This window comes from Planotetraspora kaengkrachanensis, assembly GCF_016862895.1.
In the GTDB taxonomy this organism is placed as follows: domain Bacteria; phylum Actinomycetota; class Actinomycetes; order Streptosporangiales; family Streptosporangiaceae; genus Planotetraspora; species Planotetraspora kaengkrachanensis.
Map to the genome: position 1 here is coordinate 1 of NZ_BONV01000031.1, position 22,314 is coordinate 22,314.

At 65.1% G+C, this 22,314-nt stretch carries 23 protein-coding genes; 11 read left to right on the forward strand and 12 right to left on the reverse strand.

Going from position 1 to position 22,314, the window contains the following annotated elements:
* Positions 1–680: 680 nt before the first annotated feature.
* The 3 genes from Pka01_RS27545 to Pka01_RS27555 form a co-directional block, all read right to left on the reverse strand.
* Complete coding sequence (locus tag Pka01_RS27545; RefSeq protein ID WP_239115383.1) at positions 681–1,232, reverse strand: GNAT family N-acetyltransferase; 552 nt, start codon at positions 1,230–1,232, stop codon at positions 681–683.
* 452 nt (positions 1,233–1,684) lie between these two features.
* A complete protein-coding gene (locus tag Pka01_RS27550; protein ID WP_203885808.1) occupies positions 1,685–2,164 on the reverse strand; it encodes a hypothetical protein in 480 nt (159 codons plus the stop codon).
* Positions 2,161–2,784: a TetR/AcrR family transcriptional regulator gene (locus tag Pka01_RS27555; protein WP_239115387.1), complete on the reverse strand. Its 624-nt coding sequence runs from the start codon at positions 2,782–2,784 to the stop codon at positions 2,161–2,163. Before Pka01_RS27555 ends, Pka01_RS27550 begins: the two co-directional genes overlap by 4 nt.
* Positions 2,785–3,312: 528 nt before the next feature.
* On the opposite strand from Pka01_RS27555, the gene Pka01_RS27560 reads away from it, so the two are divergent.
* Together Pka01_RS27560 and Pka01_RS27565 are read left to right on the forward strand one after the other, a co-directional pair.
* Entirely contained in the window at positions 3,313–3,513 is a 201-nt protein-coding gene (locus Pka01_RS27560) for a DUF5919 domain-containing protein (RefSeq protein ID WP_275414514.1), read from the forward strand.
* A 111-nt stretch (positions 3,514–3,624) separates the two neighbouring features.
* Positions 3,625–4,323, forward strand: coding sequence for an inositol monophosphatase family protein (locus tag Pka01_RS27565; RefSeq protein WP_239115388.1), 699 nt, complete (start codon positions 3,625–3,627; stop codon positions 4,321–4,323).
* 602 nt (positions 4,324–4,925) lie between these two features.
* On the opposite strand, the gene Pka01_RS27570 is transcribed toward Pka01_RS27565, so the two are convergent.
* Positions 4,926–5,171, reverse strand: a complete 246-nt coding sequence (locus Pka01_RS27570; protein ID WP_203885810.1) for a hypothetical protein — start codon at positions 5,169–5,171, stop codon at positions 4,926–4,928.
* A gap of 416 nt (positions 5,172–5,587) precedes the next feature.
* Here Pka01_RS27570 and Pka01_RS27575 point away from each other — a divergent pair, with 416 nt between their 5' ends.
* Complete coding sequence (locus Pka01_RS27575) at positions 5,588–6,241, forward strand: hypothetical protein (protein WP_203885811.1); 654 nt, start codon at positions 5,588–5,590, stop codon at positions 6,239–6,241.
* A gap of 582 nt (positions 6,242–6,823) precedes the next feature.
* Here the strand turns inward: Pka01_RS27575 and Pka01_RS27585 are convergent.
* Positions 6,824–8,251: a helix-turn-helix transcriptional regulator gene (locus Pka01_RS27585; RefSeq protein ID WP_203885812.1), complete on the reverse strand. Its 1,428-nt coding sequence runs from the start codon at positions 8,249–8,251 to the stop codon at positions 6,824–6,826.
* A 197-nt stretch (positions 8,252–8,448) separates the two neighbouring features.
* Between Pka01_RS27585 and Pka01_RS27590 the strand changes: the two genes are divergently transcribed.
* Together Pka01_RS27590 and Pka01_RS27595 are read left to right on the forward strand one after the other, a co-directional pair.
* Complete coding sequence (locus Pka01_RS27590) at positions 8,449–9,186, forward strand: Pr6Pr family membrane protein (RefSeq protein WP_203885813.1); 738 nt, start codon at positions 8,449–8,451, stop codon at positions 9,184–9,186.
* Positions 9,187–9,441: 255 nt separating this feature from the next.
* On the forward strand, positions 9,442–9,792 hold the full coding sequence (locus Pka01_RS27595) for a hypothetical protein (RefSeq protein WP_203885814.1): 351 nt from the start codon (positions 9,442–9,444) through the stop codon (positions 9,790–9,792).
* A 158-nt stretch (positions 9,793–9,950) separates the two neighbouring features.
* Here Pka01_RS27595 and Pka01_RS27600 read toward each other — a convergent pair whose 3' ends face one another.
* Complete coding sequence (locus Pka01_RS27600) at positions 9,951–10,442, reverse strand: hypothetical protein (protein WP_203885815.1); 492 nt, start codon at positions 10,440–10,442, stop codon at positions 9,951–9,953.
* A 256-nt stretch (positions 10,443–10,698) separates the two neighbouring features.
* Here Pka01_RS27600 and Pka01_RS27605 point away from each other — a divergent pair, with 256 nt between their 5' ends.
* The 3 genes from Pka01_RS27605 to Pka01_RS27610 all read left to right on the forward strand — a co-directional run bounded on the left by Pka01_RS27605 (position 10,699) and on the right by Pka01_RS27610 (position 12,978).
* Positions 10,699–11,454, forward strand: coding sequence for a formylglycine-generating enzyme family protein (locus Pka01_RS27605; protein WP_203885816.1), 756 nt, complete (start codon positions 10,699–10,701; stop codon positions 11,452–11,454).
* A 145-nt stretch (positions 11,455–11,599) separates the two neighbouring features.
* Positions 11,600–11,734 carry a hypothetical protein gene (locus Pka01_RS41360; protein WP_275414510.1) on the forward strand — a complete coding sequence of 45 codons (135 nt, stop codon included), beginning with the start codon at positions 11,600–11,602 and terminating at the stop codon, positions 11,732–11,734.
* A 383-nt stretch (positions 11,735–12,117) separates the two neighbouring features.
* A complete protein-coding gene (locus Pka01_RS27610; RefSeq protein ID WP_239115445.1) occupies positions 12,118–12,978 on the forward strand; it encodes a phosphotransferase enzyme family protein in 861 nt (286 codons plus the stop codon).
* Positions 12,979–13,373: 395 nt separating this feature from the next.
* Here Pka01_RS27610 and Pka01_RS27615 read toward each other — a convergent pair whose 3' ends face one another.
* Positions 13,374–14,411, reverse strand: a complete 1,038-nt coding sequence (locus Pka01_RS27615) for an AraC family transcriptional regulator (protein ID WP_203885818.1) — start codon at positions 14,409–14,411, stop codon at positions 13,374–13,376.
* A gap of 124 nt (positions 14,412–14,535) precedes the next feature.
* On the opposite strand from Pka01_RS27615, the gene Pka01_RS27620 reads away from it, so the two are divergent.
* Entirely contained in the window at positions 14,536–15,282 is a 747-nt protein-coding gene (locus Pka01_RS27620) for an SDR family oxidoreductase (RefSeq protein ID WP_203885819.1), read from the forward strand.
* Between the two features lie 666 nt (positions 15,283–15,948).
* Here Pka01_RS27620 and Pka01_RS27625 read toward each other — a convergent pair.
* The 3 genes from Pka01_RS27625 to Pka01_RS27635 all read right to left on the reverse strand — a co-directional run bounded on the left by Pka01_RS27625 (position 15,949) and on the right by Pka01_RS27635 (position 18,621).
* Positions 15,949–16,095, reverse strand: coding sequence for a hypothetical protein (locus tag Pka01_RS27625; protein WP_203885820.1), 147 nt, complete (start codon positions 16,093–16,095; stop codon positions 15,949–15,951).
* Between the two features lie 334 nt (positions 16,096–16,429).
* Positions 16,430–16,729, reverse strand: a complete 300-nt coding sequence (locus Pka01_RS27630) for a hypothetical protein (RefSeq protein WP_203885821.1) — start codon at positions 16,727–16,729, stop codon at positions 16,430–16,432.
* A gap of 1,091 nt (positions 16,730–17,820) precedes the next feature.
* Positions 17,821–18,621 (reverse strand): MBL fold metallo-hydrolase, encoded by an 801-nt coding sequence (locus tag Pka01_RS27635; protein WP_203885822.1) that lies wholly within the window; start codon positions 18,619–18,621, stop codon positions 17,821–17,823.
* Between the two features lie 384 nt (positions 18,622–19,005).
* Between Pka01_RS27635 and Pka01_RS27640 the strand changes: the two genes are divergently transcribed.
* Positions 19,006–19,578 (forward strand): hypothetical protein, encoded by a 573-nt coding sequence (locus Pka01_RS27640; protein WP_203885823.1) that lies wholly within the window; start codon positions 19,006–19,008, stop codon positions 19,576–19,578.
* Positions 19,579–19,822: 244 nt separating this feature from the next.
* Here the strand turns inward: Pka01_RS27640 and Pka01_RS27645 are convergent, their stop codons facing one another.
* Both Pka01_RS27645 and Pka01_RS27650 read right to left on the reverse strand, forming a co-directional pair.
* Positions 19,823–20,410, reverse strand: a complete 588-nt coding sequence (locus Pka01_RS27645; protein ID WP_203885824.1) for a hypothetical protein — start codon at positions 20,408–20,410, stop codon at positions 19,823–19,825.
* 32 nt (positions 20,411–20,442) lie between these two features.
* Positions 20,443–21,051: a penicillin-binding protein 2 gene (locus tag Pka01_RS27650; RefSeq protein WP_203885825.1), complete on the reverse strand. Its 609-nt coding sequence runs from the start codon at positions 21,049–21,051 to the stop codon at positions 20,443–20,445.
* Between the two features lie 635 nt (positions 21,052–21,686).
* Between Pka01_RS27650 and Pka01_RS27655 the strand changes: the two genes are divergently transcribed.
* Entirely contained in the window at positions 21,687–22,178 is a 492-nt protein-coding gene (locus Pka01_RS27655; RefSeq protein WP_203885826.1) for a hypothetical protein, read from the forward strand.
* The last annotated feature ends 136 nt before the right edge of the window (positions 22,179–22,314 follow it).

Consider the following 22,314-nt stretch of genomic DNA (forward strand, 5'->3'; position numbering starts at 1 on the left):
GACAGCGTCTGCGGGGCCGACTACAGGCAGCGCAGCCACGAGCGGACGAACGCCGCCAAGGACAGAGATCGTGCGATCGCTGACGCCATGGGCGAGATCGTCAAGCAGGGACTCGGTGCGAAGGACGACGGTGATGATCCGCCTCTCTTCGCAACAAAGATCAACTGATCTGGCACGCGAGTGAGAAAGAGCCCCAACAAAGATCAAGGCCCGGGTCGGGAAACATTATCTGACCTGGGCCTTTGCTAGTGGAGCGGGTGACGGGAATCGAACCCGCGCTGTCAGCTTGGGAATCGGCTAGTGATCTACACTCTCTGAGCTGGGAAACAGGGGTGCAGCTCAGGCGTGGTCGAGTCCCCGTGACTTCCCGTGAGTCCCCGCTGATCGCCGTTCAATCCGGCACGCATCTGGCACGAGACCTCGCGCTCTGCGGTCGTCACATGTGGCTCATGGAATGAACTCCCGTCCATCCCTCAGATGGACTCGGCGAGGGTCTCAGCCTTCAGCCGGTCGTACTCCAATCACCGTGGAAGGTGCACAGGCGGAGGGACACGTCAAGCCGGGCTTGCATCTACGTCGCCGGCCCGCTGCCGCTCCGCGGTGGGGTCGATGGCAGACGGGATGGACACGGGGAAAGCGTGCGCCTTGCGCCCCGCAGTAGGCGCGCCGGGCGTCGGGATTTAAGGCAGGACTTCGTCCGCGAGAACACTGAATACAAGCAGATCGTGCAGACCGTCATCTGCGCGCCGCGCCTGTCGCAACGTGCCCTCATAGGTGAATCCAGCCTTGGCCGCCACACGCCGCGACGCCTCATTCTCCGGAATGGTGCGTAGTTCCACCCGATGGAGGCCCAGTGAGAAAGCCCAACGTGTAACCGCACGAACCGCCTCGGGCGCGATGCCCTGTCCGCGAAACTTGGGACCCACGCCGTAGCCCACTTGAGTGATCCCGGTTTCCCAATCGGTTCCATGCAGACTGATCCCGCCGACCAGCTCGCCGTCCTTGGTGAAGATCGCCAGCTGCACGCCCTTGCCGGAGCGTCGCAATCCATGAACGCCCTCAGCGAGCCACTCCTTGACCTCCTCAACAGCAGAGGGGCAGCCCGGCGGAAGGGCGCTAGACGCATCCCCGTTCATGACGAGCGCGGCTACCTGGTCATGATCGACTGGTTCGTGTGGCCGCACCACAAGGCGCTCGGTCTCCAATCGAACAGGAATATCGAAGGTGGTCACGCACACTCCCTGCTGGACCGCCGCGCCCTCATGACGCTTTTGCGGCGTGACCATACACGGGGTCACACCATCGATGGCAAGGCATTTATCTCTGCACCCGCGGCAGGCGGCGTGCCCGTTGCGTGCCCGTGCGGTCGGCAACCTGCGGGGATTCACGGTGACTCACGGCGACTCGAGCCGCATATGCCCAGGTCACCGTTTCGCAGCTCAGACCGCATGTTGAAAGACTTCCCAAGCTGACAGCGCGGGTTCGATTCCCGTCACCCGCTCCACACACAAAGGCCCAGGTCAGAGGGATGCATCCCGACCCGGGCCTTGATCTTTGTTGGGCTTGTTTCTCACTCGCGTGCCAGATTCGTGCCAGATCAGTTGATCTTGGCTCCAATAAGGGCCGCATCATCGCCACCGTCCTGATCTTTCGAGTGTGTTTCGTGGCGTCCTCGGTCGGCTCCTCACCCCACCGGCGTTCGCAACGGGGCGGCCGGTACCGGCACGCGACGGCCGTAGCGGGTCGTCACCAAGTGCTGGACGCCGAATGAGATGCCGATGCCGAGCCACAGGGCGTTGCCGTTGAACGGCTCACCGAACGCCAGTTCTCCGACCGCGCCGAGGCTCAGCCGAGCGGCGATGGTGGCGAGCCACAGCAGTAGCGTCACCTGGCCACCCCTGCGGTACAGGCGCCCGTTCTGGTCTCGCCACATCGGCATGGTGCGGCCGCGCAGTACGCCGAAGACCACTGACACAGCCAGGCCCGCGATAAGGAGTGCGATCCCGGCTGCGGTCGTCCGGGCCGGGCCGGGCGGTACGCAGCCACGCGCCACCAGGAGGGCGACCCACAGATACGTCAGCGGCCGGACCGGTCGTACGGAGAACTGACTCACCAAAATCAGCACGGTGACACCGACGATGAGCGCCAGGTCAGAGGTCGTCATGACGGCGACCCTCCTGTCAGGTAGGTGGCCAGCGCCGAGGTCAGCGCGGCACGGAACGCGGTGTCATGAGTCGGGTCGGCCGGATCGTGCCCGAGTCCGGCGAGCCAGGATCGCTTGCCGAGTGCGTACCCGTACGCGGCGGACAGTCCGAGCAGGACCACCGCCTCGATCCGGGCGCGATCCGGCGTCTCTGGTTCGGGCAGGACGGCACGGATACCGGCCTGCATCGCGTCGACCAGTTCGGACAGCCCTCGAGAGGAGGTGCCGACATCCTCAGAGTGAAGGCTGGACCAGGTGAACAGGCGTACGTAGCGCTCGTCAGCGAGCGTCTCGAACAGCACCCGGGTCATACCGTCCGCGAGCGGTACGCCCTGATCAGCACGCATTCTCTCGCGTACCCGCTCACGCTGCCGCTCGTTTTCGCGCTGCAGTACGGCACGCACCAGCGCGCTGTAGGTGCCGAAGTAGTGGGTCACCAGGCCGTGCGTAATGCCGACCGCGTCCGCGACCTGACGCAGGCCCACACCGTCCGGCCCGTACCGGGCGATCAGTTCAGTGGCGGCGGCGAGGATCTCTTCGCGTGCTTGCTCGGGCGTTCGCCTGCGCCGTCTTGTAGTCACGTCACCCCTTATTGGCAAAGGTGACAATATCTTATTGGCAAGATCAACAACAGTGCATGATGCAGCTCACGGCACTGGTGGAACGAGCCCACGGAGTTGGGCTACTCCGTTAGCCGACGCAACGAACCTTCCGCAGCAACGTGTACGGGAACGCCGGCATCGGCCATCAATGTTGCGCCTAGAGGATCAACCCCGGCGACAGTGCAGCGCCAACAGCTTGATCATCGTGCCAGATGCGTGCCAGATTGAACGGCGATCAGCGGGGACTCACGGGAAGTCACGGGGGACTCGACCAGCGCTGAGCTGCACCCCCCTGTTTCCCAGCTCAGAGAGGGTAGATCACTAGCCGATTCCCAAGCTGACAGCGCGGGTTCGATTCCCGTCACCCGCTCCAACGACGAAAGCTCAGGTCAACCGGCGGATTCAGGATCTGGGCTTTGATCTTTCTCGGGCTTGTTGATCTCCGCGTGCCATTAGGGTTCTGGATCACCTGGCAGGCACGAGCAGGCCAGGCGGATCATCCTCGTCATTCGCGTCTACGACGAGACCATCCGATTCAACATCTTGATCGTGGACGGGACGACATGCGTCGTCCAGCCCTACCTGCCCGCAGCCCGCGGAGTGGACTCACCTACCCTCGTGATCAGCAACGATGCCGCCGCGGACGGGTTGTTCCCCGTCTTCGCCCAGGTCTTCACCTCAATGTGGGAGCGGAGCAAACCTGTATGACCTTTGACGCCCGCGTGTTACTGCCGCTAGCAGAGCAGGCTGTCACCATCGCAAGCGAAATCGTCCGGACCAAACTCCCCGGGGGTCGTCACGGCCAAGGGCGATCGCGACATGGCCACAGAGGTGGACTATGCCGTGGAGGACGCCGTCCGTGACTTCCTCGCGCGAGAGACCCCCGAGATCGGGTTCCTCGGCGAAGAGGAAGGCGTGACGGGCAGCGGCGACCAGGGGCTCATATGGGCGCTCGACCCCGTCGACGGAACCGCCAACTTCACACACGGCATCCCACTGTGCGGAATTTCGCTGGGACTCGTCGAGCACAACCGCTCCGTACTCGGCGTGATCGAGCTACCGTTCCTCGACTCTCGGTACTCCGCCGCCGAGGGGGCCGGCGCCACGCGCAACGGCGAAGCCATCCAGGCGAGCAAGACCGACACCCTTGAGGCCGCCATCGTCGCCGTTGGTGACTACGCCGTGGGGGCCGACGCCGAGGAGAAGAACCGTCTCCGCGTCCCTCTCAACTACCAACTAGCCATGCATGTTCAACGGGTCCGCATGTACGGCTCAGCCGCGCTCGATCTGGCATGGGTAGCCGAAGGCAAGACCGACGCCTGCATCACGCTGTCCAACAAACCATGGGATATGGCCGCAGGCGTAGCCATCGCCCGCGAGGCCGGATCCTCCGTCGTCGACATTGACGGCAGCTCTCACAGCATGACTGCCACCGCAACGATAGCAACAAGCCCAAAAATCCTGGCGGACCTTCTCGCACTTATCAACAAAGCGACCAATGACGCGGGTCGTAGATGAAATGCGTGTAGCGAAGCCGCCGAGGTCGGCCAACGAGAGAATCGCCTTCTGGCAAAGCCAAAAGGCTGGAGCATCCGAGCTTATCGAACGCTTCACCACCCTAAATATGCTGCTGGCGGCGCCGACTGCCCGGACCTCACCCAGAATCTCTACCATGTCCTCGTTGTTCAGTTCGGCAATGTTCGCGTCGAGAAGATCACGAAGTACGTCACCGAGACCAGGCGCCTGAAGAGGCGCGGCTAGGTTGGCGAGCCGCTCCACCCTGCGCCAGTCCTGAACCGCGGCCGATTCCCGGATCCAGCCCGCGATTGACCCTGCTACGGCGGGATAGTCGGCCGCAATGCTGCGTGCGCGCTCGGCTGTGATGAATCCTACGGCTAAGGAATCCACCAGGTCAGCGTGAAACTCACCGTCGCCTGGACGCATCACCATTCGTTCACCATCCGAACCAACACCGTGCACTGCCGAATTCAGCTTTTATAAATCAAGGGCGGCGCTCCGCGCCGCCTCGCGGCCCTACGCCCGCTCGCCGGCCGGGCATGCGGCCTGGGGGCCGGTCCCGGCCGCCGGCAGCTCCGGCCGCGCCCAGGCATAGCACCCGACTACTCCTCAAGCACCCGCCATTCATCCGCCCACCAGCCTTCCCCGCTGGTGTCCTGTACAGCCGACACGATGACGTCATCGACTATCTCGATGAGGACCGACTGCCACATCCCATCGAAATCGTGGGCATGGCAATGCGGGCAACCATCTAGAACGCCCTGGACCACCACGCGATGATGTCCGCGTTCGCCCTCCACATCCCACGCGTAATCCCAATCCAACCTCTGCCCGACCTTGTACTCCACGAGATCGAGAGCACCGAACTTGAACTGCGCTCTCCACGTGCCTGACTCCCCGCAATTCGGACACACAAGCGGTTCGGGCATCCTCACAACGCTGAACATCCCCATAAGCACCGATACTCCACGCCAGCGCCCTGGCCGACCAACCCTTTTCGCCTCCGGCGGGGGCACTCCGGCTCCGGGATGATCGCCAATCGGGACCGGTAGGGCCGTAGATGGCTGAGGTGGAGCCGCGCATCCCGAGTGCTATCGACCCAGGCAGAGCCCAGCAGACCGGTTCCTCCGGCCCGCTGCCCTTCGGGTGGGTCGACGGCACACGGGATGCGCGGGAGGGCTAAACGTGCGGGCGTGCGCATGCCGATGGATGATCGCCGCGATGGCCTATGCCCAATAGGGTCAGGCGCAGGAGGAGCATGAGGATGCGCATCGCAGAACGCTTGAGGGTATGGCGCCCGTTGTATCCGCCAGGGGCGGAGGAGGCTCTCGCCCTCGTCATCCACCGGGCCTTCCTCGACATCCGTTTCATGGTTCGGTACCGCAAACCACTCTGGCTGGACAGCGACGACCCTGGCCCCGAGTCGGGGGCCTACCTTCAGAAGATTCACATGCTGTCGGATCTCGGCGACCAACTGCCAGGATGTCTCTCTGCCATGGTCAGACGGCCCAGATCTCGCGCGGACATCATTTGGAACCTGACCTACACATGGAGAACCGCCGGCCCGGACAAGCGTCAGTGGCTGAGAGAGGCCTTCGCCCACGTGGGCTACGACCATCGCCACCTGTTCCCCGATCATGGCGACCACGACAAGTACGACCAGGCGACCATGCTTGGTAAGGAGATCCGACCGGCCCGGGCCGCAGCAGAGGCGGTGTTGATCGCGCAGGGGTATGACAAGGACGCGTGGACCGAAGACCGCTGGCACACACTGGAAGAGATCGCAAGGCCAGATGGTTCACGACCTCACGTGATCTTCAAGTTCTCACCCAAGTCCAGACTTGCCCGGTGGCGAAGGAAGCCGCCATTGACGGTAGCCGTGGATGTCGAGACCAACGAGACGATCATGCTGGCGTAACGCTGGACGAGAACTGAACTCGGCACCGGCCCTTCCCGCGTACCGAATGAGGGGCAGGTCACGCCTATGATCACCGTGCAATTAGCGTGCAATTAGCAGGGTGACGAGGGGTCAACCACGGTCACGCATGACCGGACCGAAGCCCAGCTCAGCGGCGCTACGAGGCTTGATCCATACGCTTCCCAAGCTGACAGCGCGGGTTCGATTCCCGTCACCCGCTCCAACAGCAATGGCCCAGGTCAGAGGATAATTCCCGACCCGGGCCTTGTTCGTTTCTGAGGCTGTTTGATCTTCACGGGCCATTAGCGGGCCATTGCTCTTGGTCAGCCCACCGGCACGAGCCCGCCGACCATGCCGTCCCCCTCATCGTCCTCACGCCGTTCGAGCTGCTGTTGATCGCATCCGTGATCGCCTTGTCCGCCCCGCGCGCGGCGTGCTGGTAGATCATGGCGGCTCTTACGTTGTCGTGTCCCATCCGAGCCATCAGATCCTTGAGGCCTGCGCCGGACTCGGCGGCGAGCATGTTGCCGGTGTGGCGAAGATCGTGGAGGTGTAGGCCAGGCATGCCGACGCGCGACGTCGTCAACGTGCTGTGCGACGGGTGGGGACGTCCCCGTGTCGAGTTGACCCGGCTCCGGCTGGACGGTGCATCGCACTGATGGGTCTGCGGTCAGTTGCTGCGTCGGTGCCCGTGGCCTCCAGCCAGGCCCGGGCGGCGAGCAATCGGCGATTGCGGCCGTCGTCGCTCTCGAGCCCGAGTTTGGTGAAGATACGCCGCAGATGTGTCTCGACGGTGCGCTGCGAAAGGTGCAGGTGCTCGGCGATTGCCGCGTCGCGGGCGCCCGCGGCGACGAGGGCGAGAACCTCGCGCTCACGGGGGCTGAGCACTTCGAGCCCAGGCGGCGAGTCCGTGCCCGGCCGCGGCGGCGCCGGTGGTACGACTGACGGCGCGGGTGGCTCAGCGGGCTGAGGAACGAGGGGTACGGCGAACCCCGTCAGCGCGGAGGACGCCCGCCACCAGGTGACCCCGATGACGGCGGTGAGAGCGGCCACGACGAGACCGGAGATCAACGGGCCGGCGGGGCGGAGCGCAGCCCCGGTCCAGGTCACCGCGAGCGTCACGCCGATCGCGGCATATCCACCGAGCACCCCGGACAGCAGCCGGCGCACCGCATAGGGACGGGCCGCGTTAGCGGACGCGATGAGCGCCCATGCCCCGACGAGGCAACCCGCGGCCAGCGAGACGAGGTATGCGACGCTGCCATCCGTCGGCGCGATGTCGCCGGGACCGCTGGCTACGGCCGTGCCCATACATACGACGATCAACAGGGGTGCCACGGCCGCGGCGGCCACGCCCAGCGTGGCGCTCGCGCGTTCGTCCGCCGGGACGCGGGCCGCGCGACTAGCCAGGAACAGCACAGCGGCGAGCATCACGACGCTGACGAGGATGGTGGAGGCAGCTGTAACAGCGGGTGTACGCCAACCCTCCGGCGCAGCCGGCGGGTGGCCAGCGAACGGCTTTACAGGCTCCAGTGCCAGCGCCATGCAGACGGCGGCGCCGGCAACGACGAAGCCGAACCCGATCGACCACCGGCGGGCACGCGGCTCGGCGCGCAGCGCCGCGTGCTGCAGTACGGCGAGCGGTACGGGCCACCACCCACCCCAGGCGCCGAGGAGGACAGGCGCCACGCCGGAATCAGCGGTGACCGCGACGACGGCGAGTGCACCGAGCACGAGGTAGATGAGGACGGCGGTTGCCAGCGCGAGGAGCCAACCGCCGCCGGCACGGTCACCCCGGTCGGTCAGCCGTCGAGATAGCAGCGCGATCCCCGTCGCACCGCCCGCGAGGGCGAGCGTCGAGATCGGGTGGGTCGCGTAACCGCCGGTACCGCCGGCACGCGCGAAGGCGAGTGTGACCACCGAGCACAGCCCGAGTCCCGCGATGAATAGGACGGGCACGAGACTCCGCCACCGCCACAGAACGTCGGGCCACATGCGTTTGTCGTGCATCGGCCCTCCAGGGAGTTCTCCTCCGGCGCCTATCCGGAAGCGAGTTTATCCGGACAAGACATGCCAGGCCCAGATTCAGGGCTACCCCGTACACCGCAACGGCCATGTCAGGGCTGCTCCGGATACCGGCCATGACCTCAGCACGCGAGATTGCTCGGTGGCACCCCCCAACACATACTCGATCAGAGAGGTATCCCGTGGTCGCTGCTTCTCCCGCCCGCCCTCGTCCGATCCTGCCCGTCCTCGTCGCGGTCGCGCTGCTGCTGCTCGCGACGGTCACCTTCGTCGTCATCGATCCACTGCTCGCCTGGGACGATGCCAACCCGCTCCTCGGCCGCGGCCGACTGTTCCTGTATTTCACGACCCAGTCGAACCTGCTGGCCGTCACCGCCTGCGTGGTGTTCGGGGTCGCGCTGGTGCGTGGCCGGCATCCGGGCCAGACGGCCGAGTACTTGCGCGGGCTCGCCGTGGTGGACATGGCCATCACCGGGATCGTCGCCAACGTCCTGCTCGCTGAACCAGGGGCGCCATGGAGCCTGTCCGACTTCGTGCTCCACCAGGCGATGCCGGTCCTCATGGTCGCGTGGTGGATCGTCGTGCCGCCCACCCGGCCGCTGCCCGTCGCCGCGGCGGCGCTGTGGCTTGTCCACCCGGCCATCTGGACGGCCATGGCCCTCACCTACGCGGCCGAGTCGAGCGACCATTGGTACCCGTACTTCTTTCTCGATCCCGTTGAGGCAGGCGGATGGGGCGGTGTCGCCGTGTTCGTTGCTGTGATCCACCTCGTGATTGCCGTACTTGGTCTTGGTGCCGTGCTCGTCAGCAGGGCACGGTGGTCAGGCGGCGTGTGGCGAGCGTTGTGGCGCGAAGAGCACCCGGAAGGGGGCACGTTGGATCCTGTCAGCCCGACGATTGCGGCGCAGCGGATGAACTGACTGATCAATTCGGCAACCCCGGCCGGGGCCACGCCGACCGCCAGGACGACCGCGGTCATCGCGACGGTGCGCCAGATCGTGCCACCGCGGTGGCCGCGGACCACGGTCAGCACCAGGATCGCCAGCCGCCGTCAGGAGCCATCCACCCTGGATCAGCGACGCGCTGGATTCTGTGAGCAGAGGAGACCTTTCCGGTCATCCAGGGCAGGGGGTGCCGCTTCCCTGCGGGTGGGACGACGGCGACGGGATGATCCGGTGGGTGGGTTCGACCTGATCTGGCTCTTCGAAGACGACCCGAAGCCTCAGCACGATGACCTCGATTGGCCCATCGGCCTGCATTCCTTCCGTCTCAAGCGCGGCGCGACAGAGATCCTCTTTTCGATCGACCCCCTTGCGGGCGAGGCGTTCGTCAGCCTGTTCGTTGACGGTGAGGAGGTCGCCATACTCGGGAACCTGCGGAGGCCGGGGCGATTGTCGATCAACCGCGGAACGGACCACGAAGGGCTCACCCTCTGGTTCGAGGACGAGAGTCAGGAGCCGATCCAGATCCAGACGAAGCCCTCCATCCACGTGACGTGGTACCTGAAGGCGCCCGGTGTGTGGTGACCGAGAGGTGGCTACCCCGCAGGCCAACATCGTGATCACCGTGCCATCAGCGTGCCATTAGCCTTGGTAAGACAAGGACACCCACGGTCACTCACGACCGACCGGAACCGCAGGTCAGCACCGTCACGAGGCACGTTCCCTGCAATTCCCAATCTGCCTTAACCCTCCACGCGCTTTTGCGTCCAGTCTCTTTCGCTGAGGTACTTGATCCGCCACCTCGGTAGTGGGTGACGAGCTTCATTCGTTATGAAGTGCATCATGTCGATCAGCATGCGCCGGACGTCGGAGATGAGCACTGTTATGTCCTCCCACTGGTTGTAGTGGGCATGGAAGAGGATCTCATCATCGGAGATGCGTTCCAGGACGCAGCTTTCTACTCCCAGCCGACGTTCGTCTCCTGCCTCGATCCTGAGCCACTGTAAGAGGATCGCTGCTGCTGACCACTCGGGTCCGCACTGGGCGACGATCTCCTCTGCCGCCCATTGCATTGTCTGCGGGGTGCCCACAGGAGCCCTGATCACCGTCTGACCGAAGGAGGAGGCGACGCGGTAGATCTCGCCGTCCTCGCCCTTGTCAGACGCCGGAATCTCCTCGAGGCCGAAGACCCATCGGTCGCTGGCATGGACCTGCTCCTCGTGCATGGGGTTCATCGGCCAAGTATGGCGATAGGGATGTCGGGTCCCGCAGTTACGCGTTCAGACCACCAGATCGAAGGGACACGTCAAGCCGGGCTTGCACCTCTGTCGCCGGCCCGCTGCCGCTCCGCGGTGGGTCGACGGCACACGGGGTGGACAGGACGGTATCGGTAGCTTCCGGTCCAAGAACACCGCCAAGCAATAGATCTTGTGCAAGCTGCGAAACCGTCGGAAAGACCAACCGGCGATCGGGCTGCTAGCGTCCGGCGCCATGTGGATCGAGGAGATCGTGGCCGGGCGACCGGCATGGCGGCACGCCCCGTCGGGCGTGGTGTTCCGGAAGGTTCCGGGCGGCACGTTCCGGATGGGCTTGTCCGACCCGGAGCTGGACGCGGTACGCGCCATCGAGCGCGGCGGCGGGGTCGAGGACACCATCGAGCCGTTCCTCGCGGGCGCCGGGGACGCACAGCCGGTACGCGAGGTGCGGGTCGAGCCGTTCCTGATGGCCCGGCACCCGCTGACGGTGGCGCAGGTCCGGCACTGGCTGCCCGAATACGAGGACCCGTACGCCGAGGCGGGCACCAGCACGGCCCGGCTCGAAGACGACCTGGACGACCTGCTCAAGCTGTTGCCGTTCCGGCTGCCCAGCGAGGCGCAGTGGGAGTACGCGGCGCGGGCCGGCACTACCACGCTTACCTTCCGCGGTGACGGGAAACCCGGCGAGGACCAACTGCTCGACGACTTCGGCGACGAGACGCGGACGTCCGCCGGGGAGAACCCGTTCGGGCTGGCGGCAATGGGGTCGGCCAACGAGCTCTGCGCCGACGTGTGGATCCCCGGATTCGCGGCCGCGCCGGCAGACGCGCGGCCACGGACCGGCGACGGGCCCCGGGCCGTACGTGGCGGAGCCGCCGACGTTTACCCGTGGCAGGGCTGCGACGAGTGGCTGCTGCTGCTCTCCGCCACCCGATACGAGCACACCCAGTTCACGGCGGTTCGCCCGGTCGCACCACTGCCACCCCGCTGAAGCCGTCTCAGCGGATCCGGGGGTACCGGGTGCTTGCGGAGCAGGAGGTCGCGGGCGGTCTAGTCCGTCGGTGGAGTAGCTTGATACAGCCGTGGAGCCAGAGCATCCCTCCGCCATAACGGAGTTCGCCGAGTGGCGAGATGCAATGGCGGCAGTGCTGGAGGAACTAGCACGTGTCCTGCCCTTCCAGGAGGACCGGATCCGGGCCAGCAACGAGGCGACCAGTGCCCGTACGCAGGCCGCTCAGATTCGCGCGGAAGTCGCCATGGACGACAACTGAGAGACTGCCTCGGTTCCCCCAGCGTGGCGTGCCCGTTGCGTGCCCGTACGGTCGGCAACCAGCGGGGAATCACGGGGACTCACGGTCACTCGACCGGCATACGCCCAGGTCACCGTTTCCGCAGCTCAGACCGCATGGTGGTGAAAGACTTCCCAACCTGACAGCGCGGGTTCGATCCCGTCACCCGCTCCAACAGCAAAGGCCCAGGTCAGAGGATGATTCCCGACTCGGGCCTTGATCTTTGTTGACGTTGTTTCTCACTCGCGTGCCAGATTCGCGCCAGATCAGTTGATCTTGGCTCCGCTGAGGGGCGGGTCATCGCCGTCGTCCTTCGCGCCGAGTCCCTGCTTGACGATCTCCCATAGCGGTAGCGTCCTGGCTTGATGTGGAGCGAAGTACGACCGCCGACGACGACTCAGGTCCGCGACGCCTTCGGTGTTGAGGTGGGCGAATTGCGGCCGCATCCGGGCGGGTTCGAAGCGGATGCGTTCACTGACGGGCGCTGGTTCATGAAACTTTGGCGTCAGCAGCCCGACAGTGACGCCGGTCTGGCGCTGACCGCTGAGTTGGCAGCTCGGGGCATCCCCGTTCCTGCGGCGGAGCGAGCACTTGACGGCTCTTACACCTCCGAGCACCATGGCCGGCGCTACGCGCTGTTCCCGTTCGTCGACGGCCGCCAGGGAACGTGGAACGACGCCGACGCGATCGCGCGGGCGATGCGCGCCGTGCACGAGGTAACTGACCTCGTCCTGCCCCGCACCGATATGGACGAGTGGTGCATCGAGGTGCTGCGCGATCGGCGCGACCACCCTTGGATCGTCGACCGCCGCGACGAGGTCATGGTCAACGTCGACCGACTCGAAGCGGTGATCGAACGGGCACGCGCGATCAACGTGCCCCACGTCGTGTGCCACCACGACCTATTCCCTCACAACGTCCTCGTTGACCGCGGCGGCCGCATCGCGACGCTGCTCGACTGGGGTCACGCGATGCTGGCGCCGCGCGAACACGATGTGTTCGCCGCCTTGTGCGGGCCCGATCCTGTGCGCTTCCTGCGCGCCTACGGCGCGGAGGGACTCGACCTCACCCACCTCGAGTACGCCCGGCTCGCCCGCTCGCTGCGCGACCTTGCAGTTCGCATTTACAACGAGGTCGACCTGCAGGGCGTCAACACTTGGGGTTTCGACGGGTTGCGCCGAGTGGACGCGGATCTCGAACTCTCCCGACCTTTTTGCAATCGCTGAGGTCACCCAATGCGTCGATCGACGAGATTGCGGCGCGATCGACGCCGGATCACGCTTCTGGGTCGGCTCATTCCGCTGGCGGGGGTTCGAGTTCGTCGCTGAGCAGGTTGGGGCCACCAGGTCAGCGCCATCCCCTGCGTGGTCGAGTTGCCCATGCGGTTCATCAGCTGTCGCAGAGTCGGACCGGATTGCGAGGCGAAGGTGTTTCCCGTGTGCCGCGGATCATGAAAGTGGAAGCCAGCGGGACCAGTGCTCCTTACCTCCGGTGTATGCCGGGCTCCTTAAGCGAAGGTCAGGCGCCTAGGATGCCGAGGCGGCAGTGGTGCCAGCACCGGTCGCCGACGTCGCCACGCGCCGACGAGGTTGTACTGCACCTAAGCATCGACGGACGCGCTCTAGCTGTCGGGAATCGTCAACGCTTCCGATTGCTGTCGTGCGTGGATCTTCGCGCGGTAGTTGCGCGGCGAATATCCATGAGTGCGTTTGAAGGCGTTGCTGAAAGCACTCTCGGAGGCGTAACCGAGGCTCGAAGCCAGGGGGGCGATCAGCATCTCATCGTCCAAGAGAGCGCGTTCGGCGATGTGCATGCGCCAGTGGTGGAGGTAGGTGAGAGGTGGTACGCCCGCCGCCGCGCGGAAGCGCATGCTGAAGTTGGTGCGCGACATCGCGGCAGCCTGGGCGAGTTCTTCGAGATGCCAGCGGCGGCCAGGATCGGCATGCATTCGGCGAAGGGCAGGCGCGAGGTGTGGGTCAGCCAGTGCGCGCAGCCAGCCGGTGGGGAAGGACTCGGGCGAGGCCGCCAGCGTGGAGCGGAGCACTTCGACGAGCAGAAGTTGGGCGTACTGATGGGATGCGTGATGGGTGCCTGGCCGTTCGGCATCCAGTTCGTGCAATAGACGATCGAGGATCCATTGGACGACCGGGGCCTCGGCGCTTTCCGCGCCGATTCGCGTGAGCGGCGGGAGCGCGGCCAGTAGCAGTTCCTCGCCGGTGGCGTTCAGGGCGACATGGCCTCCGATGATCACGGTGCTCGGGCCAGTTGGGACCTTCGTCTCCTCCATAGGCGCTGCGCCGTGTTCCTGGTGATGGCTGGTGATCCGCACGATCGCTTCGCGGCCCGGGCCGAACATCGGTGCCGCCTCAGCCGGTGCGAGCCCTGGATCGGAGGCGAGTTGCACGCTCTTCACGTCGTTGAGGACGGCCACATCGCCCGCACCCAGCAGCAGTGGAGCTTGAGAGCCGTCTGCTGTCAACCAGCAGGAGCCTGAGACAACAGCGGCCAGCTTCAGCCGGGCCTGTGGCCAGAACCGAAGGGCCCACGGCGCCATCGCCCGGAAACCGCCAGAGATGACTGAGCGCGCCTCGCTGAGGGTGAGCGCTTCGCTGAGCGGGTCGCCGGGGGCGGGGCCGGACAGCTGAACACGCCAGGACACCCCTGTACTGTCGCGCAACTTTTCGGGACTTTCAAGCATTCCGAGTCCCGATCTGTCGATCCCAGACTGAAACCGCACAGCACACCGCCTGTCGTCAGGACGGGCACGAGACCGGAGTTACCGCATGACCACCACCACAGCCCAGCGCGTCGCAATCATCACCGGAGGGTCGCGCGGCATAGGCCGGCGCGTCGCCGAGCGCCTCGCCGCAAGTGGGCTGGCCGTCGTCGTCAACTACGCACAGGCTGCCGCGGCCGCGAGTGCCGTGGTCGAAGACATCACCGCCGTCGGCGGCACGGCCATGGCCGTGCGCGCAGACGTCGCAAAAGAGGATGAGGTGGCGACGCTCTTCGACACGGTGGAGGAGGCTTTCGGCGGCGTGGACGTGGTCGTGCACGCCGCTAGCGCCCTGTCCAGGGGCTCGGTAGCCGACTTCGACCTTGATCAGCTCGACCATGCCATTCGCGTCAACCTTCGTGGCACCTTCATCGTTGACCAGCAGGCAGCCCGCAGGTTGCGACCGGGCGGTGCGCTCATCAACTTCTCCAGCTCGGTCACCCGGTTCTCGAACCCAGGGAATGCCGCCTACATCATGACCAAGGGCGGAGTGGAGGCGCTGACTCTACTGCTGGCGCGGGAGTTGCGAGGCCGCGATGTCACGGTCAATGCCGTCGCACCCGGCGCCATCGATACGGATATGCTCCAGGAGTTTCTTTCGGGCCGTGAACATCTCCGCGCGGAGATCGCTGACCGCTCGCCGCTGGAGCGGATCGGCACTCCCGACGACATTGCCGAGGTCGTCCTTTTCCTCGCTGGACCGGCGCGATGGATCAATGGCCAAGTCCTCTACGCCAATGGCGGAGCCATCTGATCGGCGACATCCTCGCGCGCTGGGCTCCCGGGGCCGCGACGATCAACGGAAGAACCAACTGCCTCTTGTCAGGTTTCCGCAAGGCACCGCGTCGTACCTTCGGCTTGCCCCGTCCGGTGTGCAAAACGCGGTGCTCAGCGACCGCTGGCCGGTTACACCCGCGCAGAGTTGATCCGCCTCCAGCGAGCTTCGAATCGATCGCTCGCCTGTGCGGCGTTATCCGTGGAACGACTTCAGACCGGCTCCACGCCCGACACCCCGTCAGCTGCCCACCAGGGCCGACGAACGCTTAAGGGCGCCGGCCTTGCTCAGAGTTCAGGTCACGGCCTTGACCACGCGCACGAGCTACCTTCCGGCGTCCTAAGCCAGCTCTTCTGATCGGCCGAACACGGCGCAAAGTGGGGCGGAATCATCCTTGAGCCAGTCAGGCTGGCTCTCGGGCCATTAGTGGGCCATTAGCCAGGGTGAAGAAGGGCCAACCACGGTCACTCAGGACCGGTCTCACGCCCAGGTCAGCACCCCTAACAGCCGTGATCCATGCGCTTCCCAAGCTGACAGCGCGGGTTCGATTCCCGTCACCCGCTCCACACACAAAGGCCCAGGTCAGAGGGTATTCCCGACCCGGGCCTTGATCTTTTCTGGCACCATTTCGATCTTCCCTGCCCGTTACGTGCCCGATCCGTCTTGATCTTGCTTGTTCAGCGCCTCCTTGGCGAGCCTGCCCAGCACGTCGGCGATGGCCCGGTCGCGCTCCATGGCGGTGTGCTGGTAGATCAGCGCGGCCCGCGTGGTCGGGTGGCCCATGCGGTTCATCAGCTCTCGCAGAACGAAATCCTGATGGGCTGGTACACCGCGGCTGACGGGTCAGTCCGATCAAGGGGGGGACGATGTACTTCGTGCTCCGTCCACACGGGCAGCACATGTCCGGTCGGTGGATGGGCACGAGCTACGACGGAAAAGTCGCCACCGGATGGGGCGCAATGGCTCGCACCGAGGACGTGTCGTGGCTTCCTGCTGCTTGAGTTCGTTGATCACCGGCTGTCAAACAACGCCGTGGCCCGCTCGTCATGACGCAAGCGGGCCACGGCGGCCACCTGACTATCGCGGCAGTAGCTGAATGCGCTGCGGCAATAGTTGCCTAGTGGTGCTACCGATTCCACCCGTCCCGGTGGTGCCACCGGTCGTCCCTGTCCCAGCCGTGGTGGTGGCCGGGGTAGTACGTGGCCGGCTGGTAGTGCGTGGTCGGCCGATAGTAGGTGGTCGGCCGATAGTTCCTGCACCAGGTCGGCTTGTAATACCCGAGTCCGCTGTAGCAGTGGACCGGATACGTGGCCGGGACAGCCGTCCGGTTGACGGACAGGCGGTCAGCGTTAGCGGGACCGCCGAGCAGCATGACGCCCGTGGCCGCCGCCGCCACAATCCCCGTTGCTATGAGCTTCTTGAGCACTGATTCCCCCAGATCGCGACTCTCGATGGTCCAATCAGGACCACGACGCGATAGGTATCCAAGGACTTATGCGCGGCAACATGAACCAGCCGATGCGTAATCGAATCGTGACACCGCGTGTCCGACATGCGGATATCCGCGATAAATCTCCGTCCTTCTCCTTATCGCATGCGCACCTGAAGGGGTGTTGATGTACAGCGACTCACTTCCACGTCACGGCAGTAGAGGTACGGCAAGTCCATGACTCGTTTGGCATGGACGCACCAGAGCAAGGAACGTAACCATCCCCGCCAGCTAATCGACCCAGGCAAGCCCAGCAGACCGCCGCCGCCGCCGCAAGCCCGGCCGTGGCCGTTGGCGTCCAATCACCGTGGAAGGTGAACAGGCGAAGGGACACGTCAAGCCGGGCTTGCACCTCTGCCGCCGGCCCACTGCCGCTTCGCGGTGGGTCAACGGCAGACAGGATGGGCGGACAAGGTGCGGCTTGCGTCGAATTCATCGCTTCGACCCTGTACAACCTGACAGTTGCCAACCCCACACGTACTATGTCGCAACCTCATCGAAGAGAATAGGGCTACTTACGAGATCCTAAGGGCGTAACGATGTCTCTAGATGACTGGGTCGCAGAAGCGTGCCGAATGCAACGAGAGGGGGCGTCGATTATTGACATAGCCGGCTTCCTCCGGGTATTCGGGGAGAATGACGGTAGGAAAATTAAAACGCGGCATCCGCTCTTGGCAAAGAATACGGCTGGTCAGTAAAACAGAAGCTTGAATTGTTGAGTTGGACCGAAGGTGGTGTCACCGACGAAGAACTGATCACCTTTGTTCCGTCCTGGTTTCCCAGCAAGTAATCCAATCGCAATTGGCCAGCCAAATCGGACACGATTGGGGATGGAAGTCGGCTGCCCTCGGAAGCGCATCTGAGGAGCAAAGGCCCAGGTCAGAGGATGATTCCCCACCTGGGCCTTGATCTTTGTCGGGACGCTTTCTCACCCGCGTACCAGATTCGTGCCGGATCAGTTGATCTTGGCTCCGGTAAGGGGCGGCTCATCGCCACCGTTCTTCGCGCCGAGTCCCTGCTTGACGATCTCACCCATGGCTTCTTTGGGCGAGGCGTTGGAGTTGCCCTTCGTGCACGTCGCTCACCCACTCCCAGCCAGGCTTGGCCGATGGGCCGACCCGTGGGTCGGCGGGGGCTTGGCCGTTCCGCAAGGCGAGTACGTACGCCCGATCCTGGTCGATCCGTGCCCGTACCTGGTCGGATCCGCCGACGGATCCGTGGCCGGGGACGACAAGATCAACACCGCCCGCCACGCTCTCGAGCAACCGCAGCGCGGCGAGATAGTCCTCGACCGGGTCAACGGTGCCGTTCATGTCGAGCATCGGAATCAACACATCGGACAGCATGTCGCCGGCGACGAGAACCCGGTGATCCTCAATCAGCAGGGCCGCGTGGCCGGGTGAATGGGCCTGATGCTCGAGGATCCGCACCACCGGGCCATCCCACGGAATTCGTGCAGTTGCCTCGGGCAGGCCGGTAATGTTCCCGAGCAGTTCCAGCGGCACGTCCTCGGGGATGCCGGCCCGGACCGGATCGATCCCGCCCGCCAGCCGGTCTCGGGCAGTTGTCGCGCAAAGCGCGGTGCCGTAACGCGGCGCTCCGCCGAGGCTCGCGTGCCAGAGCAGGTGATCCCAATGCGGATGCGTCGAGAAGCCGGCCACCACGGCCTGACCCACATCGGACAGGTCGTTCGCGAGGCACGCCATTTCATCGCCGTGGATCCCGGCGTCGATGAGCAACACGCCATCCCGGCCCAGCACGACAACGGCGTTGCTCTGGCAGAACTCGCTCTCATGGACCCACACACCCTGTGCGACCTGCCTCAGCATCGGCCGGCCTCGAGCTCATTGCGGATCGCGTAGCGGTGCATCGTGACGCCCTGCTCGAACGAGCGCTGCTCGACGGCATCAAGCGTCTTTCCGCCGTTGTGGGGAAGCATGCGTGCATGATGCCAGGGCAGTCCGACAAAGACCGAGCAAAGCAACGATGACAGCCGCAGACCAGGGGCGTGGATGCGGCTGAGGGCACGACCCTGCGTGCGTGGTCGACACAGGTCCCGCACCCGGCACGCCAGACCGATGCGATCACCTGCGATCTTGATCCTTTTGGGGCTGTCTCCCACACACGCGTCCAGATCGTCTGGCTGGGATACTTCTCCGATGGGCACATCGAGGCGTTCTTGGCGTAACACGACGCACGATTGGGCGAGCGTCGTGGACGTCGACCACCTCGCAGGCATTCGGCAGAACCCGGCCACATTCGCCCCCGGTGGTGTTCGGCACCTGATCCTTGAAGTTGTCGCCTACGTCGCTGACGAGGCGGAGTGCAACAACGGGGGACGCTGCGCCGTCACGCTCCACTCCGATGGCTCAGTCTCCGTAGCGGATTACGGGCGAGGCACAGACACCCGCCTCGACGATCATGATCGGCCCGTGAAGAAGCCGATCATGGCATCGAAGGACCTTCGGTTTTTCGACCACCCTGATGTGCAGTTGCTTCCCGATGGCCACCCGCGTCGGGGCATGTCCGTCGTCGCGGCGCTCAGCCAGTGGCTGGAGCACACCAACCGCCGCGAAAACGGAGCCTGGATTCAGCGATACGAGCATGGCGTTCCCGTGACTGATCTGGAGCCGATCGCCGACAACGGCACATCTGGGACGGTCGTCCGATTCCGCGCTGACGAGCCTCTGCCTCCAGTCGGCGAGTTGACCGCCGACGAACTGGTACGGCTCGCCATGTCGTGGCCATACCTTTCAGTCAAGATCGACGATCGGCGCGCCGGCTGATCCGACCGCCCCCGTCACCCCGATTGCCGGTAAGGCCGATCACAGGTGAAAGGTCGAGGGCAATTCGACTCGCGACCTCACGCCCGCTCGCTCGCATACCTGGGGCCGCGTGCCAGATATGTGCCAGATTGAGCGGCGACCAGCACTGAACTGCACCCCCGTTTTGATCAGTAGCCGATTCCCAAGCTGACAGCGCAATACGCCTCCGCCTGCCCCGATTGCCTCGCGCTTGGGCCCGCCGCGGTCAGTTCTGGCAGGCGTCGCGGCAGGCGCCGAAGCGCCCGGCGTCCGGCCGGGTGAAGCCGGTCTCCTGCGTCCCTCGCACCGCCTCGGTCATCGCCTCCTTCCAGATCAGGCCGGGAACCGACGTGCCGTCCACCTGCGGGTAGTGGTGGCCGCCGATGGTGACGTCGACCAGCGGGTACCGGTACCCGCGGGGGTCGCCGAGGCTGACGGCCGAGGCCAGGCCGGGGGTGTAGCCGACGTACCAGGCGGCGGCGAAGTCGTAGACCGTGCCAGGCATACCCGCTGCTTCACGGCCGACGCCCTTGAGTGCGCTTCTCTCCAGGACGTCCGACAGCACTCCGGTGACCGCGTCGGCGACCGCCGGGTCCAGGACCTGTCGGCAGTGCGGCGGGAAGGGGCGCGGGGTACCTGAGCCGTCGCGGACCTCCGTGATTACCGTTGGCTCGCAGAAGCGGCCGCGGGCGGCGAGGCTGGCGTAAGAGTTGGCTACCGAGACGGGGTCGGTCTCGTTGATGCCCAGCGTGAACGTCTCGTACTTCTGGAGCGGCCTCCCGTCGGCGCGCCTAAGCCCGAGTTGCTCGGCCATTGTGACGGTCTCGCACAGGCCGACCTTCTCCTCTAGCGCATGTAGAAGGTGTTCACCGCGTCTTGGGTGCCCGATCGCAGGGTGGCGAACCGGTCCCCGCCCTTCTCCCGGTTCGAGATGGCGTGGGTCGGATCGCCGACAGCCTGGTCCTGGCAGTTCTTGAACGTCGCGTAGCCCTTTGGGCGGTACTCGTCCGAGATGGGGAAGCCGTCGTCGTACCGCAGACCGGCGGCGAGCGCGGTGGCCAGGGTGTAGGGCATCGCCGTCGTGCCCTGCTGGAAGCCCGGCCCGTCGCCATCCCCACGACTGGTGGCCATGGCCCTGATGGCGCCTTCGCCTGGGACGATCATGACCTGGGTGGCGACCTGCGGGTCGTCGCGGTGGACATGGGCGTCGATGGCCCGCTGCGCCGCCCGCTGGAGCCGCTGGTCGATCGTGGTCTGGATCGTCAGGCCGTCGCGGGTGAGTAGCCGCGGGTCCTCGGCGAGAAGCCGCTCTCTGACATACCGGCAGAGGTAGGGATACCCGCTGTCCGCGCAGTCGCCGGAGAACTCCTCGATGACGGCGCCCTCGACATCCAGCAGCACGCTCTTTCGGGCCGCGGGGGAAGCGGAGGCTGCGGCGGTGGAACCTGAGGCCACGCGCTCCTCACCCGTACCGCCGTCCGCTGGGTTCCGCAATAGGAGGAGGACCGCGACCAACGCACCCACTGCGGCGACGCCCAGGGAAACCAGCAATACCTTCATCGTCGCCCTTCGGTGCACCTCACTCTACGTCTAGATCATCCGGGGACGGCGTAGCTCGGGCAACTGGCCGGAATGACGACGGCGGCCTTCTGGACGTCGGTGAGGTGGCCCATTCAGGCAGGCTCGGCGGCCTTGCACGGGGAACTGACCCGCCGTGCGAATAGTTTGCCCGTCGATGGCTCGACGACCAGGTGACGGCACATGTGATCAGCGGTAAGAACGACCCACCTCTAATCCGACGCTCTCTGCGCGTGGTTTCGGACAAGCAGCTGGCGACGTCCTCTTACCGCGACGCTGGACGCATCACCCGATGGAGTGGCAAAGCCTGGCCCCCTGGCCAGTAGCAGGAGCGACAGGGCCGGCCGCATCGTCAGCTCATGGCCGGTTTATGTGGTTCTGCCGAGACGCGTTCGGGTCTGCCGTGCCGACGGCGGAGGAACTCCCCCTGCTCTGATCACCGAGGACGCCCTGCTTCATCACACCGGCGACGGCGCCGCACAGTACGCGTAGCAGCAGCGAGACCAAGCGCCGTGGAGAAGACGGTCCTTGAGATCGTCGCGGACGTGACAACGGACGGCTGGAAAGCTGCTGTCGCTCAGCGATCCTCCGATCTCCTTGGTAGCGCTCTTTGGGGTGAAGTTCGGGCACGGCACTCTGGTTGTGCCCCACTGGCGGCTGCTGCTCGCAGGCTTCTGGAAGCACAGGACCAAGCTCACGCTCTCGTCGCCGACATCCTGGTGGGCAAATCTCCTGCAGACAGGGCAGGCAGACGTCTCGGGGAACTCCTCCGGAACTATGCCACGAAGATCCCGATCCCCGGTGAGCAAGTCTTCGAGATCTCCGCTAGGGCTCTTCGGATCATGGGCATTTACCTGTGCGCCGTCGCCGGCGAACTGAACCGGTGCGAATGCCTCGCCGATCTTGCTCACGCCGTCGGGAAGGACAAGCTCGAAGAGTTGATCTCCATCGGGCTGGACAATTGGGCCGACAAGATTCCACGGCCAACCGTCGATCAACCTTGAGCCAGTCAGGCTGGCTCTCGGGCCATTAGCGGGCCATTAGCCAGGGTGAAGAGGGGTCAATCACGGTCACTCATGACCGACCCGAAGCCCAGCTCAGCGCCCCTACGAGGCGATCCATACACTTCCCAAGCTGACA